At 52.0% G+C, this 17,640-nt stretch carries 11 protein-coding genes; 6 read left to right on the top strand and 5 right to left on the bottom strand.

Annotated elements, in window-relative coordinates:
• The 4 genes from PUR_RS08835 to PUR_RS08820 all read right to left on the bottom strand — a co-directional run bounded on the left by PUR_RS08835 (position 1) and on the right by PUR_RS08820 (position 7,637).
• Complete coding sequence (locus PUR_RS08835; protein ID WP_232101779.1) at positions 1-6,093, bottom strand: non-ribosomal peptide synthetase; 6,093 nt, start codon at positions 6,091-6,093, stop codon at positions 1-3.
• Positions 6,094-6,533: 440 nt separating this feature from the next.
• Positions 6,534-6,896, bottom strand: a complete 363-nt coding sequence (locus tag PUR_RS08830; protein WP_179034925.1) for a spore germination protein GerW family protein — start codon at positions 6,894-6,896, stop codon at positions 6,534-6,536.
• A 105-nt stretch (positions 6,897-7,001) separates the two neighbouring features.
• Complete coding sequence (locus tag PUR_RS08825; RefSeq protein ID WP_179034924.1) at positions 7,002-7,343, bottom strand: glycine zipper domain-containing protein; 342 nt, start codon at positions 7,341-7,343, stop codon at positions 7,002-7,004.
• Positions 7,344-7,433: 90 nt separating this feature from the next.
• The gene (locus tag PUR_RS08820) at positions 7,434-7,637 is read right to left on the bottom strand and encodes a hypothetical protein (protein WP_179034923.1); all 204 of its coding nucleotides are present in this window, start codon (positions 7,635-7,637) and stop codon (positions 7,434-7,436) included.
• A gap of 167 nt (positions 7,638-7,804) precedes the next feature.
• Between PUR_RS08820 and PUR_RS08815 the strand changes: the two genes are divergently transcribed.
• From PUR_RS08815 to PUR_RS08805, 3 genes are read left to right on the top strand one after another with little or no spacing between them, the layout of a single operon-like run.
• Entirely contained in the window at positions 7,805-12,541 is a 4,737-nt protein-coding gene (locus PUR_RS08815; protein WP_179034922.1) for a cation-translocating P-type ATPase, read from the top strand.
• Positions 12,542-12,585: 44 nt separating this feature from the next.
• Positions 12,586-12,885, top strand: coding sequence for a DUF5132 domain-containing protein (locus PUR_RS08810; protein ID WP_179034921.1), 300 nt, complete (start codon positions 12,586-12,588; stop codon positions 12,883-12,885).
• Positions 12,866-13,090 carry a hypothetical protein gene (locus PUR_RS08805; protein WP_179034920.1) on the top strand — a complete coding sequence of 75 codons (225 nt, stop codon included), beginning with the start codon at positions 12,866-12,868 and terminating at the stop codon, positions 13,088-13,090. The genes PUR_RS08810 and PUR_RS08805 overlap by 20 nt, the downstream gene beginning before the upstream one ends.
• 146 nt (positions 13,091-13,236) lie before the next feature.
• Here PUR_RS08805 and PUR_RS08800 read toward each other — a convergent pair whose 3' ends face one another.
• Positions 13,237-14,040, bottom strand: coding sequence for an AraC family transcriptional regulator (locus PUR_RS08800; RefSeq protein ID WP_179034919.1), 804 nt, complete (start codon positions 14,038-14,040; stop codon positions 13,237-13,239).
• A gap of 225 nt (positions 14,041-14,265) precedes the next feature.
• On the opposite strand from PUR_RS08800, the gene PUR_RS08795 reads away from it, so the two are divergent.
• Genes PUR_RS08795 through PUR_RS08785 form a run of 3 tightly spaced genes read left to right on the top strand, consistent with a single transcriptional unit; the run spans position 14,266 to position 17,606 of the window.
• A complete protein-coding gene (locus PUR_RS08795) occupies positions 14,266-15,780 on the top strand; it encodes an ABC transporter substrate-binding protein (RefSeq protein WP_232101861.1) in 1,515 nt (504 codons plus the stop codon).
• A gap of 39 nt (positions 15,781-15,819) precedes the next feature.
• A complete protein-coding gene (locus PUR_RS08790) occupies positions 15,820-16,782 on the top strand; it encodes a carbohydrate ABC transporter permease (protein WP_197970133.1) in 963 nt (320 codons plus the stop codon).
• Positions 16,782-17,606, top strand: coding sequence for a carbohydrate ABC transporter permease (locus tag PUR_RS08785; protein WP_179034917.1), 825 nt, complete (start codon positions 16,782-16,784; stop codon positions 17,604-17,606). The genes PUR_RS08790 and PUR_RS08785 overlap by 1 nt, the downstream gene beginning before the upstream one ends.
• Positions 17,607-17,640 lie beyond the last annotated feature (34 nt).

The following is a 17,640-nucleotide window of genomic DNA, read 5'->3' as shown; positions in this document are numbered from 1 at the left end:
TTATGGTCGCTTGCGCATGACAGCCTGCAGCATTTGCATCTGCTGTGCTCCGAACCAGTTCATATCCTGCTTGCCATAGATTTGCAGAGCTTCGCCGGTAATATAATCCGAACGGGACGAAGCCAGGAATACCGCCGATTCCGCAACTCCCGATGGAGGGATGGCTCTTCCCCTAAACGCTGCGGGCGCCATATCGGTATCCACGAGCGCCGGGCATAGTGCGTTTACCTGAATATTGCTATTTTTCAGTTCTTCTGACAAAGACCGGGTCAGTCCCAGAACTCCATGCTTGGATGCCGCATAGGCGCTCATCATCGGGTAGCCGATAAAGGAGGAGTCGGAGCCGATATTGATGATCTTGCCTTGCTTCTGTTTCATCAGATGCGGTATTACCGCATAGCAAAAGTGATACGTCCCCAACAAATTCACTTGAATAATCGTGTTCCACACCTCGGGGCTCATATCCGCCGTCGCGGCCATTCCTGTGATTCCTGCGCTGTTGACAAGAATATCAATATGTCCGAAGCGTTCCATTGTTTGATCTACGGCCTTATAAACACTTGAAACATCACTGACATCCGCCGATATCGCCAGGACCTCCGCGCCTAATTTGCGTATCTCTTCGGCCGTCTCTTGAAGCTGCCGGGCCGATCTGGATATTAGAACAATATCGGCTCCCTCCCGGGCCAACGACTCAGCGATGCTCCGTCCGATTCCTTTACTGCCGCCGGTAACAATAGCCACTTTATTGGAAAGCTGTCCTTCTCTCAGGCTAAAATGCGGTGCCGGCAATTCAATCGACGAGAGCAGCTTTTGCATATTTTCGGTGTAATGCTCCGCCAGACGATTGATCGTTTCGGCAGCATGAAGATTGGACGAATACTCGATCTCGACCACCAGCTTGCCCTCCTCGATGGAGAAAAAGAATTCAATGACCGATATTCTTTTTTGCAGCGGCAGCGCAAACCTGCGATCCAGCCCTTCCTTCGAGAATTCAAAGCCCGGCAGCTTCGGCATATCCCGGTTCCCTAGATAATTGGCCCTGATCGGAGTCAATTTGACATCCGGGTACATGTAGATCGGCAAATTCTCGGAGACGAGATCATAGCTCACCCCGCCAAGTGGAACATCCTCTAAACTCTGACGAATGCTGCGGACAAGATCCTGCCAACCGCTGTTCTCCTCCACAAGAATGCCCATTGGAAAATTGACGGCAAAATTGCCCGGCGTCTGCATAAAGCTCTGCTCGCCGCCCAGCTCTCTCCCATGCACCCGGTGACTGACAATGATTTTGGAGCGCTGAAAGAGGTTGCTCATCATCCGGTAAAGTGGAGCCAGCAAAATCGGATATACATTGCTGCCAAAGTGCTTTTTGGCCTTACCTAATATCGATGAAGTGTTTTCTTTGTCAAATTCAAAGCGTATGATCCTTGCGGACTGCTCATCGTTTGGCCCTTTGATAAAATCGGTGGGAAGCTTGCATACGGACTCCGGCGGAAACTGTGAAGACCAGTAATCCACATAGGTTTTGGCATGGATTCTTCTTTCTTCCTGCACAGCCCGTATGAAATCGGCATACAATTTGGGCTTCGAAAGCTGTACTTTTTGCTCTTCCGACCCGAGCCCGGTATAAATCTGCCAAATTTCCCGGACCAACAGCTGATTGGTAATCACATCCGAAATCAAATGATGGCCAACCGCCGCAATATCGTACGACGACTCCGAAATCTGAACCACGACAATTCTCCATAAAGGCCACTGATCAACCTGTAATCCCTTTATCGCTTCTGTCAGGGTTGCTTGAATCGCTTCGTTTCTTTGAGCTTCCTCCAGATGGGTTCCGTCGTAGAAATCCACATTGCTGTCCATTTCTTCAGAAAGGAAACGCTGCTCCCATCCGGAGTCTTTCTGCACCAAGACGCTTCTCAGCACATCATGACGCCCGTTCAATAAAGCGGCGGCTTTCTTGAACCGCTGCAAATCCAGCGGCTGATTGTATACAAATCGGGTATAGCCCGCCCAGCAATACGGGGATTCAAAATAATTCATCAGCCAGCTTTGAGCCGGCGCGAGTGGAAGTGTGTCCTCCACTTTGACCTCTTTGACCTCTGTGATATGCGGTTGCTCCAATGATTCTGCCGGATATCCTGATCCGCCGAACCGGTCTCGCAGCGCTTTACGGTCCAGCTTGCCGTTCGGATTCTTCGGCAGCCGCGGCAGCCACTCCAAACGATGTGGAATCATGTAGTAGGGAAGCTTCCGGCCAATGAAATCCTTGATTTCTTTTTCATCGGTCATCCGGCCGGATAGGCAGGCCAGCAGCGTTTGCTGTCCGGGAGCGGGTTCGATTACAATGACGGCTGCCTCGTCGATATTGCCATGGGCATCCAAGACCGCCTCAATCTCACCCAATTCTACCCGGAAGCCGCGAAGCTTCACCTGATTATCGATGCGCCCATGATATTCGTAGCTGCCGTCCGCCCGTTTCACTGTTAAATCCCCTGTACGGTAAATGAATTTCCCCGGAATTTCCGGGAACGGATTAGGATGGAAAGCTGCACGGGTCTTCTCCGGATCATGCAAATAACCTTTCGCCAGTTGGATGCCGCCAATCCATAGCTCGCCAATCTCACCCTCGGGCACTTCACGCATTTGCTCATCCAGATTTTTAATAAACACGCCGTTGATAGGCTTTCCAATAGGAATGCTAAACTCACCGTTCGCCCCCGGTCTGTCCGAAACGATGTGGCAAGTGACATCGATGGAAGCCTCGGTGGGGCCATAGAGATTGGCGATCCCGGTCGACTTCCCGTACCGGTCCATCCACTTTTGAACAGGAGAGAGCGGAAGACCTTCTCCGCTGAAAATGAGCCAGCGCAGCTCAGGAAACGCATATCCCTCGTCCTCAAGCGAATTTACAAATTCACCGAACAATGAAGGTACAAAGTGCATGACATTGATGCGGGTGTCGACCATCCACCGGGCCAGGCTCCATGGATTCTTGACTACCTCCTGCTTGGCCGGGCATACGGTCCCTCCATACATCAACGGCCACAGCAGCTCCCAAACCGAGATATCGAAGCAGCAGGAAGTCTTTTGCGCCACCCGTTCACCGGGCTGCAGCAGGAAAGTCTCTTGATGCCATTCCAGCCGGTTCATATAGCCTCGGTGATTGAGTATGACTCCTTTCGGATTTCCGGTTGATCCCGACGTATATAGAACCACCATAACATCATGGGGCGAACTGTCGACTTCAAGATCGCGATCGGAGTAATTCCGCCATTGCGCCGAATCTAGATGGACTTGCGGTTTGTTCTTTTCAACATCTTCATCCAGAACAATTAATGTCTTGATAGACGGGCTCTCCTGAACGATGAGGTTCGCCTGCTCTTTCAGCAGCTGTTCCGTCAACAGGAATTGAAGCTGAGCATGCCGGGTAATATACTTAATCCGTTCAGGCGGATACACCGGATCAAGAGGAATATAGGCGGCCCCCGCCTTGAGGATTCCTAAAATTCCGATCAGCATAAGATGACCGGGAAGCGTCATGATCCCGACCAGCGTCTGGGATTTCACCCCCTGTGAGCGAAGATAGTGCGCCAATCGGTTGGATAATTCATCCAGCTCACGATAAGTGACGCTTCTTGCTCCGTCCAGGACAGCGACGGCATCCGGCGTGAGTTTGCATTGTTCGGAGATTTTCTTATAAGGAATGCCCGTTTCCGCCGTTTTGCCGTCCGCAGACGGCCGAGTGCCTCTGCCTGTTATTTTGGAAATCATCTCATTCAGCGTCCTGCATTCGAACAAAGCCGCCTTATCGATATTCCTAAATGCGCCGCCCAGCCTCGCGATAAGCCGGATACGCTGCAGGGAATCCAGACCCAGTTCGGCTTCCAAATCCCGGGACATATCCTCGGCCCCAAGTTTCCTTGTGCTGATTTCTTCAACGATTGCCCGCAATTTCTCTTCCGTTTCTCCAGCTTCCCGGGCAGCGTTCGCTTCCTGCGCCACGGAGAGAGGTTCGGCGGTCTTCACTTCAAAAGCAGCGAGCCGGTTAATATTTTCGATAAATCTGCTCATATGCTTGTCGATGTACCCGTCGTCAAAAAAGGTGCTGTCATAGTTCGATGTAATCATGAGTCTGCCTTGGAAGATTTCAACCAGATTGTCAATCGTTCCGGGATTGGTTCCCGTATAAGCTTCATAATCATGAACTTCATAATGCCCGTATTTCTTATCAATGGATGTATTTCCTACGAAGGAGAGGTAAAGGTTAGATTTCAAAGTTGAGCGGATCATGGAAGCTGCCGCATCGGGCATGCTGCCATTTTGCAGGCGGATCGAGTCTTTGGCGTAGTGTGCGGCTCTGGAGGTCTGCGCCCGGTCCATTCCTGAGGATAACTTACTGTTGATGACTTCTTTCGTTCTGCCGATCAGCGATCCCCAACCTTCGTCTGCATCCTCGCAAGCAAAGGTGAGGGCCAGATTCTGCGCAAACGCTCCGAGTACGTCCGTTGCATCTTGATTGGGGTACAGCTTTCCGCTTGTCGGCAGATTGAGTATGATTCGGTTCTGCTCTTCCCCCTGCTGCTTGATCGTCTTTAAATACGCACTGACCAGAAGAACGAACAAGGAGGTGCGCCATGCTTTGGTGCGCTTGATCAGGAGAGACGTTGTCTGCTCATCGATCCAATATTTCCGGGTATGGATTACGGCCTCTTTAGTACGTTCAGGTGTAAGTTTGCCGGCGGATTTATAGGGGTTGAAAAAATAGGTTCCCCTGCCCTGCTGCCGTACATAATCGTCCAGGGCTTGAACTTCCTCCGGTGCTTCCCACTGATTAAGCTTTATCACGATATCGTTATACTCTTTGGCAAGCAGGGCAGGTCCTAACCGGGCAGTTCTCTTTTGTGATCTCGCGCCATAAATCTCCAGCAATTCCTTCACGATCTGCTGGTTGCCCAGACCGTCCGAAATGAGATGATTGATGTCCAGTATAAGCTCGTACTCATCAGCGGCGGTACGTATTACGGAGAAGGAGTGCAGCGGCCACTGTGTAATATTAAATTTACGATTCAGCGAGTCTTCAAATTTCCGGGAGATGGCTTGCTGCTGAGCCTTTTGGTCCAGATGCCGGATATCCTCAACGGAAATTTCCGGCGGGGTGATATCCTTGAGCAGTTTCAGGCGGTAACCCTTCAGACTGCTTGTTCCCTGATCAATGGTAAACACGCTGCGGAGGATGGGATGGCGGTAAATAAGCTCTCTCCAGGACTCCCTCAGACTTTCCAAGTTCAGTTCGCCCCTGACCTTCACTCCCGTACTGATCGAGAGGTTGGCTACGGACAAATACGTGACCAAAAATAAATACTGGGTATGTAAGATTTCAAGAAATTCGGGGTGATTTTCAGAAATTTGCGTCAAAACAGGAGTATCTGTGTTTATGAGCGGTTGGGGGGCAGTGCCAACACTCATCCGCCAATCGGCAAACAACTCTACAATATCCCCTATCGTCTGCAAGGTGAGCAGTGAAGCAAAGGAATATTTGCAGGTAAAGTCGTCTGCCTGGTCCGCAGGAATGAGTTTGAGCAAACTGTTCATGAGCGAAATCATTTTGATGGAATCCAGACCCAAATCACTTTCCAGATCCATGTCCACATACAAATCCCGGGGGTTATGGCCGGTGATTTCGGATATCAATTGGCAGACATCCACTTTCAACTGTTCGTCAACTTCTCCGGCTGTGGCAGATGCATCGGCAGTAACCGCAATTTCAGGAGATTCCAAAGCATTTCTTTGGGTGGCTTCCCACTCCTCAAAAATTCCTAACAATTCGCGGACAGTGGATATTGCCAGCAATGAACCCACCGGATAGGCGGTATGAAAATCATCCAGTTGGTCCTCCGGGATCAGCTTAATCATTTCATTCATCAGTGAAATCATCTTAATGGAATCCAGTCCCAGATCGTCTTCCAGAAACATTTCCGCTTCGATATCTTCAACCCTGTGGCCCGTTACACTGGAAACCGTATGAAAAATCCTTTGCTTGGTTATTCCGCTTTCCTTTGATGAATCAACATACATTTTGCTCATTAAGCTATCCCCCCTTAAATAGTTAGACTCGCTTAAGTCAACACCAGGTGCACCCTCAGCAATTCATTCATGAAAGATCAGGCTAAAGAGAAAGATAATCTTGGTATTATTGATCTTATATATGTATGTACCTTGGGTTGGGATTTCTTGTCAATGATAATTTACCTTATATTTCAATTTATATAAAATTTAATGTCCAATTAACATAGTTATGCAATAAATCCATAATAAGATGTGGGTTACAATGCCAAAAATGGGATTGTCGGCGCTGCTGAAGTCACCATCCTCAGTAAAAGAAAAAACGCAGAAGCTTAATCGAGCTTCTGCGCTTTTGGTTCATGATCCCAAGGAGAACACACCCAGCGTGATTATGTATGATGCCCCAATTAGCGATACAACATATCTGTTATCCGGATTACTGTAAGGCAGCCGCTGGCCGGTTACCGGTCTAACAAATCTTTCAACTTTTCAAGCAGCTGCGGACTCAGATCAATAATGCGGCTGTATATATCTTTCGGGGATTCAAGCGATACCGTCTGGACTCCGGAAGGGCCGATAATGAGAAACGCGACGGGAGTCAAGGACATGCCTCCGCCTATCCCTCCGCCAAACGGCAGCACCGAAGAGACCGAGCTTGAAAATTCCGTACCCCCGGTCACAAACCCAAGGCTTGCTCGGCAAATGGGGATTACGACGGTGCCATCCGGCGTCTGGATCGGTTTTCCGATGACGGACTCTGCGTCGTTGATGCCTTTCAGATTATGCAATGCGGTTTCAAGTAATTGTTTAATTTGCTCGGACATGCAGGCACCTCTTCTCTGCTTCAGTGCTAACCAGTCTTGACAACGTCTCCTACCTTCAAACGGTATAACAAAAAAGAAAGGCGGGGTCACACCCCGCCTTTCTTGTCACTTAATCGCCTCTTCAACCGGATCTGCCACCTTCTGAACCAGCGGGTTCCGGCTGATCATATTGCCTGCCTGATTGCCTACAACCCGGCCGACCCGGTCACCCAGTACGCCGCCAAGCACCGCCCCAACGACGGTACCTACACCGGGCAACACCGTACTGCCGAGCACCGCTCCGTACTCCACTCCGGCCATTACGCCGACCGCTCCGGTTACATTCTCCACCGTGTGCGCCGTATACTCCTTCTTGCCCAGTTGCCCTTGCTGCAAGCTCTTGGTGTCCTGAACCTGCGACATGCCTCCGGCAAGAAGGCCTGCCCAAAGTGATCCGCCTTGGAACATAGGAAAGCCCTCCATTCTTCTATATAACCGCATCTTGCGGCCTTATGAGATTGTGCCCTATTTGCGGTTCAGTTATCAGTCCGGCGTCTGTTAATTTTTTTCTCCGTCACGGGCGGTTAAAGACTGCAGTTTGCTCTGTGCCACGGCCCCAGCATCCTTCGCCATTTCGGTTAAATCGAGCACAGTTTCCGTTCCTCTGACGGCCCATCTTCTTACGGTTGTTCTAGCCTCCGGCGACAATGCCAACAATAAAGCCGCCGCGCCCAATATTAATCCCATACGTGATTTGATCATGAGAGTCCTCCAATAAATGGATTGGTTTAAGCTGATTAGATTATCCCTTAATGCCCAGAGTTTTATGCATCCCGTCCAATAATTCCGGTGTATAACCTTGTTCAATTTGCGAATACTACTTCGTGCTTAAATAAACTGGAGTATTTCCCTTTAAAAGGAGCAATTTCATGTCGACTACCGCTCATCACTGCCGGTTTATCCGCTTTTTGCCGGGGCGTATTCGCCTGGAATTTGCGAGTCTGCTGCACAGCAAGCAAACAGAACTGTCTCTGCGTCAAGAACTGGCGCTCCTGGCAGGTGTCACTAGAGCCGAAGCATCCGCGATCACCGGCCGAATTCTCGTTGTATATGACGAACAGCAAACTTCCAAGCATCGGCTGCTGCATCAATTGGAACTCCTGGAGAACAAATACACCGGTCTTGTGCAGGAAGAAACAAGAGCCCAAGCAAGCCAGGATACGCCTGTACAAGAAGCCTCCGAACTGGAGGCGCGCGCCGAAGCGGCCGTCTCTTTGGAAACGCCAGACCTTGCCCTGCAACCTTCAGAACAGGCGAATTCCTTACAGGATGTGAGGACTGTACCTGAAACGCCGAGGAAAATATCGGCCCCGGTAGATCCGCGTTCCGCTTCGCCGCCGGGCGTCCCCCTTCCGCTTGCGATTGCAGTGGGCGGATTGCTAGTGCTTGGAACGAAGCAATTGATATTCGGCAAGTCGGCATTGGCGGCGAGCCCGGTTCCCTTCTACATGTCCGGACTGGTCGCAGCCGTCACCGGATACCCTTTCCTGCGCAGGGGCTTCGCTCGTCTGTCCGAGCAGGGCAAGCTAAATCCCGATTTGATTCTTGGCACCGCTGCGCTGGGACTTGCGCTGGTCCGGGAAAATCTCGTCGTATTGGGCGCTTTAAGCATACTTCAGTATGTGAATTGGAAAAGGAGCCGTATTGGTGTGGCCGATGCGGATGCCCAGCCGCTGTCTCCCGAAATTCAAACCTACAGCGAGCGTGCCGGCCGCTTAGGTACGGCTGCCGCGGCTGCCACCTGGCTGTTCACCCGCAGCCCTCTGCGGGCCATTGCGGTCTTGCTTGCCGCCAATCCGCGGCCGGCGACGGTTCCGGTGAAGACGGCGTGGCAGCAGGCGGAGCTATACTCAAAGGAAACGCAGCAAAGTCTTCCTCAAGGAGCGTCGTTTGCCCATTTAACCCAAACCGGCACGCTGCTTCTTGAAAGCACCTCCCAGCTTATGCAGACGAATATTCAGGAGACGGAATGTATATCACATGAGGAAGATACGGACAAGCTCATTTGTCTAGCCGCAGGTTTGATGAAAAAAACCGACCATCCGTGGAAAGAAGAAGTTCAGCGAAAGGCAAAACTATCCTGCCGGACGTTACGCTCAGCCTTCCGCGTCGCTGAAGAGGAGGACGGAATTCGCGGCCTCATCAGCAATACGGCTTATTGCATCGGCAATCTCGCTTACTGCAAACGGCACGGGGTATCTTTCGAGCGGTATTACCTTGAAGCGAAACGGATTGAAAGCAAAAGCTGCGAGGTGCTGTACCTGGCGAAGCAAATCGGCGGGAATTGGATTAGCCAAGGGCTGGTCTATCGGGGACAGCAGCTCGATACCGGGCGGAGGGAACTGCTCTCGCGAGCGGGACAGCAGGGCATTCAGGTTGCCGTACTGGAGGATAGCTCCGGTATGGGCCGGGATGCTTTGGCCCGGCTCGGACTGCAGACGGATTGGCTGGACACTCCTGTCAGCGAAGCGGCCGAGCGCCTCGCCAGGCTGTATGAACGGGGAAACCGCGTACTCCTCATAAGCGAGGCTCCCGGTGAGTATGGCCGCTATTTAATGGAAGCCGGCGTCCCCGGAGTCACGTTCGATCAGTTGGAACAGGTACTGGACACCAAACAATCCGCTCAAAAGATAGAGAGTACAATAAATGAGCACCTCCAATTTACGAAGAAATGGAATGTATTCGGATCGCTTCTTGCCGCCTTTGGCGTGCTTAGCGCTCCGATTGCCAATTTGGCCAGCGACGCCCTCTCGCTGATCTTTCTTTCCCGCTCTCAAAAGCTGGCTCAGCAGCTATTTCCCGCTGACCCAGCCTGTGACGACCGGGCCCGAAACGAGGTTGCCGCGACTTCAGAAGCTGCCATTTGGCACGGTTTGCCCTGGGAATCTGTCACGCAGCAGCTTCAGGTTAACGTCCAGCACGGCTTGACGGCGGCTCAAGTGAGCGAGTCGCGAGGCCGGCACGGAATGAATCGGCTGGCCGAAAAGGAGCACACCCCCTGGATCGTCTCCTATGCTGGCCAGTTTAAAGAATTTACGACGCTGATCTTACTGGGCACCTCGGCGCTCGCCCTGTTCACGGGCGGACTGTTCGACGGTCTCGCCATGGGCGCCGTACTGCTCGCGAACGCGGCAATCGGCACGTTTCAGGAGCGAAAAGCCGAGCGGATTGTTGAAAGCCTGAATCAGTTCCAGCCCCCGGCCAGCAAGGTTATCCGTGACGGTGCGGAACAGAACATAAGCGCCGCCGACCTTGTGCCGGGCGACATCGTATGCCTCGAACCGGGCGACCGGGTGCCTGCCGATATTCGTCTGATTCGCGCATGGAATCTGGAGGTCAACGAATCGGCGTTAACCGGCGAGTCAGTCCCCGTCGCAAAGAAGGAGACCGAGGCTGAAGGCGATTGCCCGCTGCCGGAGCGAAGCTGCATGCTGTATATGGGCACCGATATTTCCCGGGGGAAAGCCTTGGGTGTTGTCGTCCAAACCGGCATGAATACGGAATTCGGCCACCTGATGTCACTGCTCAAAACGAATGAGAAGACGACTACGCCGCTCCAGGAAAAGGTTACATCCATCAGTAAAAAGTTTATCAAATGGGCATTTATCGCCGGAAGTATCGTATTTGCTTCCGGGCTTCTCCGGGGCGTTCCGTTTACTCAGTTGGTGAGCACCTCAATCACGTTGATTGCCTCGGCGATTCCCGAGGGGCTTCCGGTTACCATTACGATCGCGCTGAGTGCGGGCATTTACCGCATGTCCAAGAAAAATGCGCTCGTACGCAAGCTGTCGGCTTTGGAAACACTGGGCCATGCGACCATCATCTGTACGGACAAAACCGGCACGCTCACGAAAAATGAAATGACGGTCAAGCAAATCACCGCCGTCGGCCGCGACTGGGAGGTATCCGGCAACGGATACGCTCCGGAGGGCGGTTTCCGGGAGAAGCGCCGGGCAGACAACGGCTCCGGCTTGCAGGATTTCACGGCGTATGAAAGTTCCGTCACCCAGCCGGAGCTGCGGCGAATCCTGCAGATTGCCTGCTTGTGCAATAACAGCAAATTGTTGAAGCAAGGGGACCAATGGTCGATGCAGGGCGATCCGACCGAGGGAGCGCTGCTGACGATGGCCTATAAAGGCGGGTTCAATCCGGAGGAGTTGGCCCATTGGCATCGCGGCGTAGAGGTGCCTTTTGACTCCGGCACGGGAAAAATGAGCGTGGTGTGCAAGGACACTTCGTCCGGGCATGCTTGTTATATTTTTTCCAAGGGCTCTGTAGAATCGATTCTCCGCCGCTGCGGCAAGTACCAGCAGAACGGTGAAGTGCACCCTTTCACCGTGCAGCTGCAAGCGGACATTCTGAAGCAAAGCGAACGGCTCGCTTCCGGCGCTCTGCGTGTGCTCGGCTTTGCGTACCGCCCGCTGCAAGCGGATGAGCATGAGCAGCAGGCCGACCTCGACGAGCGGGATATGATCTACGTCGGCATGGCCGGCATGATCGACCCGCCGAAGGCCGATGTACGGAATAGCATCGAAGAGGCGATTTCCCTCGGCGTGAAGCCAGTGATGATTACCGGGGATCATCCGATCACGGCGATTACCATCGCCGGGCAAATCGGAATTACTGACAGCAACCGGCCAGGTCAAGTACTGACAGGCCATGAACTTGACCGGATGAGCGACGAAGAACTCGAGCAGTCTGTCGACCAGGTGTCCATCTTTGCCCGAATGACGCCGGAGCATAAGCTGCGCATCGTTGGCATGCTGCGGAAAAAAGGGCATATCGTCGCCATGATTGGGGATGGAGTGAATGACAGTCCCGCGATCAAGCGGGCTGACGTCGGGATCGCGATGGGGCGAGCAGGAACGGAGGTCAGCAAAGCGACCGCCGATATCGTGCTGAAAGAAGACCACTTCGGCTCCATCGTAGATGGGGTCAAGGAGGGCCGAACAATTATCGGCAATATTCGCAAGGCGCTGGGCTGTCTGCTCACCGGCAATCTTGCGGAAATTCTCGTCACGAGCGTTGCGGTTGTCGCCGGCATGCCGATTCCGCTCGTGCCCATACAAATTTTGCTCATGAATATGCTGACGGATGCGCTGCCGGCCATGATTCTGGCCGTCAACCCAGGCAATAAAGCCAAGCAGACGAAACGGACGGCGATTGTGGACAAGCCGCTGTATCGCAAGGTAATCACCCGCGGAGCCCTGCTTGGCGCCGGATCGCTTGGCCTGTTTAGTCTGGCGCTGGCCTCCGGGCAACCCGTGGCTGTGGCGCAAAGCGTCGCTTTCGCGACGCTGGTGGCAGGCCAGCTGATCCAAACGTTCTCCTGGCGCCAGGAAGGCTCCGAGCAGACGGTGGGAGATTGGAGCAAGGACCGCTTCCTGGTCGGCGCATTGAGCATCTCCTGGCTCGCCCTGCTGGGCGCGCTGTATGTGCCTCCGCTCAACCAGTTTTTCCATACTGCGCCAATCCCTCTGCATCTCTGGGGACCAATCCTGCTCGTCGCCGGCTCGATTTCTTGGCTCTCCAAGCCGATTCTGTCCTTACTCGAAAGGAAGGACGAGACAACGGGCACGGCAGCCCTCTCCTATTCCGCGGCTTAGCTGCGGGATAGGCTTTTCATATGAACTTAAGGAGGTTACCGAACATGCTGGAAAGAAATCCAGACAAACTTATCGTGGGCACTGCGCTCGCTTTTGCCGCCTCAACGCTTTGGCCGATTGTGAAAAACACCTTGAAGCCGCTGGCAGAAACCGGGACTCAAGGTGCAACAGGTTTGACAGGCCGTATCCAATACGCCCTGCAGATCGCTCGCGATGAAATCGAAGACATTGTCGCCGAAGCCCAATTCGAACGAATGAGAAAACAGCTCGATAAGGAAATCTCCACCGAATCACCTTCATCCGAAGAGACTGGAGACACACTACATGCAAAATCAAACGATTGATCATCATCTTCGGGAAGCGCTGACGCATTTGGAGGAAGCCATCAATCAAAGCATACATACCGTGACGCAAAATGAAGCTTCCAGCAAGGAGATCGGCGGCAAGTGGGAGCAATTTCTAGGACAGTTTTACGGTATGGTTAAGGACAAAGGTAAAAAGTCACGGGTCAATCTGCTGAGCTGGATCTCTTTCTCCAGAATCCGCTGATTTCTGGTGATCGCTTCTCCCCGCCTAAATGAATTTAATGCGTTCGCTCGGCGGCCTAATGGATTTGGCTAGAGTCGGCACGCCCCAACAGGCATTGCCGGCTATACGCCGGTCGGCACGCTGCCCAGGATGCCTATGGCCCCACTCTACACAAACCCTCCCGATTGCTCCATCAAACGGCCGTTCACGGCGAACTCGGAAGGAGAATATGAAGTCTGTTTCTTGAATATACGAAAAAAATAGGAGGTATCGTAATAACCTAGATAACTGGAAATGCTGGATATACTCATATCAGAGTTCAACAGCAGATTGCAGGCTTCGATGATCCGAAGCTGGTGTAAGTATCGGATGGGAGATTGTCCCGTCACCTCGCGGTAGATGGAAATCGTATAATTCGGTGAACGCCGGATTAGACTTGCTAGTTCATGAATCTGTACCTGCTCCCGGTAGTGTTCCAGCAAGTACTGCTGGATTTTCTGGGCGTATTTCAGCTTCATGGGTGAAACCTCCGGCTGCTCAAATTCACGGGCCAGCATACCGAGCACCTCTTGAAGCACACCGAGAGAGATAAATGAACTGTAGCTTTTTGCTTCGCGGCTTTCCAGAAATAGCTGCTCGAACTTCCTTCTGACGGTTTCAAAATTGCGCGGTTTGAAGAGCGTGGGACTGTTCAGGGAAAGAAAAGGAATAGCTTCGGCGACATCGGCGCCGCAATGAAATAGAATCGTATATTTTTGATGCAGGCCGCTTTCGTCATTTTCCCCCGCACGACGGACGCCTTTGGGCAATACGAGCAAATCCCCGCGTTCCGCAATAATAGGCTGACCATTCACGGTATATTTCACCTTTCCCAGGGTTACAAGGACAAGCACGTTTATCCGGATTTCTTCCATAAGTGTACGCCAATGGGGAATCTCTTTATCAAAATGTACGGAATGCAGCACCAGCATAGGTTATCCCCCCACAATTAATACTCAAACATTACTGTAATAACATACACATTCAGAGAACAATATTGCCTTTTATTATAAGGGATTCCTGTCACAATAGAGAAAAAGATAATAGAATCGTACAAATGTCTGTAACAACGTACGTGGACTCTTTTTCATAACTCCTCCTATAATGGATCAGGTAATACTTATTATCCGATAGTAAAAGGGGGATTTACTTTGAAAGTGTTTATGCGTTTGCTCGTCTTATTGCTTGTTGTACTGTTTGTGCTGCCGCTGTCGGCTTGCACATCAACAAACGGCAGCAACGGTGCGGGCAAAGAGGCTAAAGCCGGGGAAGCCAACATAGCAAAAAATAATTCGGGCAGTACTGCTGACTCACCTATTACGCTGAGAGTTATGGACTGGAGCGACAGTGTGAAGACGATCCGCGAGGAGTTTCACAAGCAGTTTATGGCGAAATATCCGAATATCAAAATTGAGTATACCCAATTGACAGTGGACCAGTTCAAAAATACGATTCTGACGGCAATCCAATCGGGCAGAGCGCCGGACCTGTTCCCGATTCCGTCAAACGTCAAACTGGCGACGGCGGTGGCCGAAGGCTGGTTTCAGCCGCTGAATCCGTATCTCGGCGAAGACTTCCTGAACCAATTCGCTGACGGTACGTTTCAAAATGGCATCACTTCATTTGACGGACAGCTGTACGCAATTCCCGAAACAGCGTCTCTCCCCTCCAGTCTTGTATTCTACAACAAAACGCTGCTGAAGGAAGCGGGCTACGATGAGACGAATCTGCCCCGGACCTACACGGAGTTTCGGGCAGCCGCCAAGAAGATCACGGAGAACGGCCAGGGCAAGTATTACGGCATAGTTGAGGGCGGCAAGCAGACGGGCCGCTGGTTGATGATTGTGCGCGACTGGTCCTCTCTGGCTGGCGCCGGTCTGAATTCAACCTCCCCCATCAATCTGGCGGATGGCCTGACAACATATAATTCCGAACCCGTAACCGGGGTTTACTCTCTCTTTAAAGGGCTCGCGGACGACAAAAGCTTTCATCCTCAGACTATGAGCATTTCGGCTCCGGAAGCAAGGGCTTTGTTTGGCCAAGGACAAGCAGGATTTATCGTGCAGGGTGCCTGGAGCATCGGAGTATGGAACAAGGATAATCCGAATCTCGATTATGGCGTAATGGCGCCTCCCGTTCCCGATACCGGGCGCAAGGGATCGATTGAGCTGGCAGGCAGCCTGCCCTGGATGGGAATATCCGCGGATTCCAAGAATCCCGAGGCCGCAGCGCTGTATCTTAAGGAGCTGTACACGGGAGATTATTTCCAGAAAGCCCGCGTGTCTTCGGGCGATGCCTTCTCGCTGATTAAAGGCATTAACGAGCAATACGCCACGGTTCCGCAGCTAAAGGCCTATTACGAACTGGCTCATGAATATGGCCGCACCGTTCCCAACCCGGCCATACGCAATCCGAAATCGCCCGGAGTATTTGAATATTATAAGGATGTTCACCCTGATCTTGGGGAACTCCTGGCCGGTACGGTAGCCGGCGCGGTAACGGATTACACCGGACAGCTTGGACAATACTCAGAACAGGTCGGCAAGGCCTGGACAACCGCGATAGACAATGCCAAGAAGGCGGGTGTTCAGTTAGACGAAGACGACTTCGTGTTTCCGAATTGGAAGCCGATGGCGGATTATTTGCCCGAAGACTACGCGGCGCTGAAATAAGCAACTAAGGCCGGGCAATCTTTGTTTAGGAGGGAATAGATGGAAAAGGCAATGGCTGGCGCCATCAATCAACGCGCCGTGAGCGGAACAAAGGCCAAGAGAAACCGCACAGCCTTATGGTGCTGGCTGTTCGTCGCACCGAACCTGATATTTTATCTGCTGTTTCAAGGCTGGCCGATCGTTATTAACTGGTACTATTCCATGCTGGACTGGTCGGGTATCAGCTCGAACGCAACATTTGTCAAGCTGGATAATTATACGCGGCTGATTGCGGACCCATATTTTTGGAAAGCGTACAGGAACAGCTTTATGTTTATGCTTCAGGCTGTTCCTCCGCTGCTCGTCTTGTCGCTTGTCCTCGCAGTTATGCTGAACAATCCGCTGCTGCGTTTCGCCAAACTGTACAGAACGTTGTTCTTCATTCCGGTTATCGCCACAACGTCGATAGTCGGCATGATCATGATATTTATCTGGGGAGCGGACGGCCCGCTGAATTATGCGTTGGCGAAGCTGAACCTGCCTGGAAGCGGAGTGAATTGGTTAAGCGATGGACGCACTGCGATGTATGCGGTCATTGTCACTTATATCTGGAAGAATTTAGGGATGAACATGATTTACTGGCTGGCCGGTCTTCAGAGCATCCCCCGGGAGCTGTATGAAGCTGCCCGGAGTGACGGGGCCGGACACTTCCGTACTTTCTATCATATTACACTGCCGCTGATTATGCCGATTGCCCTGGTTATTCTGCTCCTTAACACGGCCGGGGCGCTTAAGGTATTCGACCTCATTAAAACGATGACGGACGGCGGACCCTTTTTCGCGACCGATGTCGTGTCAACCTATATTTACCGCTATGCGTTTTCAAGTGAAATGGGAGTCCCCAGTATGGGTTATGCGTCCGCCGCAGGAATATTCTTCGCCTTTACGATTGTAATTCTTGCCGTGTTACAGGGCTTGATACGCAAGGCGATGCTGCGGACATGGGGAGGAGATAACTCGTAATGAGCAGAATAGGCGCCATATCCGTGCATATTATATTGATTCTCATTGGGTTCGTCTGGATATATCCGTTTCTTTGCATGCTTTCGGCTTCGTTCAAAGATACGGAAGAATTTTTCGCCGATAGTCTCTCGCTTATTCCGGCACATTTCAACCTTTCCAATTTCACCCGGGCCTGGAATGCCGGAAACTTCAATCAGTATTTTCTAAATACATTCATCGTCACGGCTGTGGTGATCGTCATTGTGCTTGCGATTACGGCGACCTGCGGTTATGCACTCGGCAGGTATGCGTTTCCCGGCAGGCGCTGGTTATTGCTGATATTCGGATTAAGTATATTCGTGCCGCTGGAGTTTTCGATCATTCCGATTTTTCAGTTGATCAAAAGCCTCGGTCTGCTTGACTCACGGCTCGGAATCATATTAGCCGAAGCAGGCGGCGGGCATGTGCTGTTCGTGCTGTTGTTTGCCAGCTTTTTCCGGCAGGTGCCCAAAGAGCTGGAGGAGGCTTCGATCATTGACGGCTGCGGCTTTTTCCGCACATTTATCCGAGTAATCCTCCCGCTTTCAAAGCCGATTATGGGGAGTGTAACCATCATGCAGTTTATCTGGACATGGAACTCATTTCTGCTCCCGCTGGTGCTTACGCTGAGCAATCCCGCACTGCGTACGCTTGCCGTAGGCATGTACGCGCTGCGCGGGGAGAACATCGTCGATTGGACCGGCCTCGCTGCCGGAGGCACGATTGCGCTTGCTCCGATCATTCTATTGTTCCTGTTTCTGCAGCGTTATTTCGTCGACGGGATGGCCGGTTCGATCAAAGGCTGACCGCGCACAAGCAAAATTTATATCATAAGGAGAT

The organism is Paenibacillus sp. URB8-2 (assembly GCF_013393385.1).
In the GTDB taxonomy this organism is placed as follows: domain Bacteria; phylum Bacillota; class Bacilli; order Paenibacillales; family Paenibacillaceae; genus Paenibacillus_AQ.
This window is presented reverse-complemented; position numbering and strand designations above follow the sequence as displayed.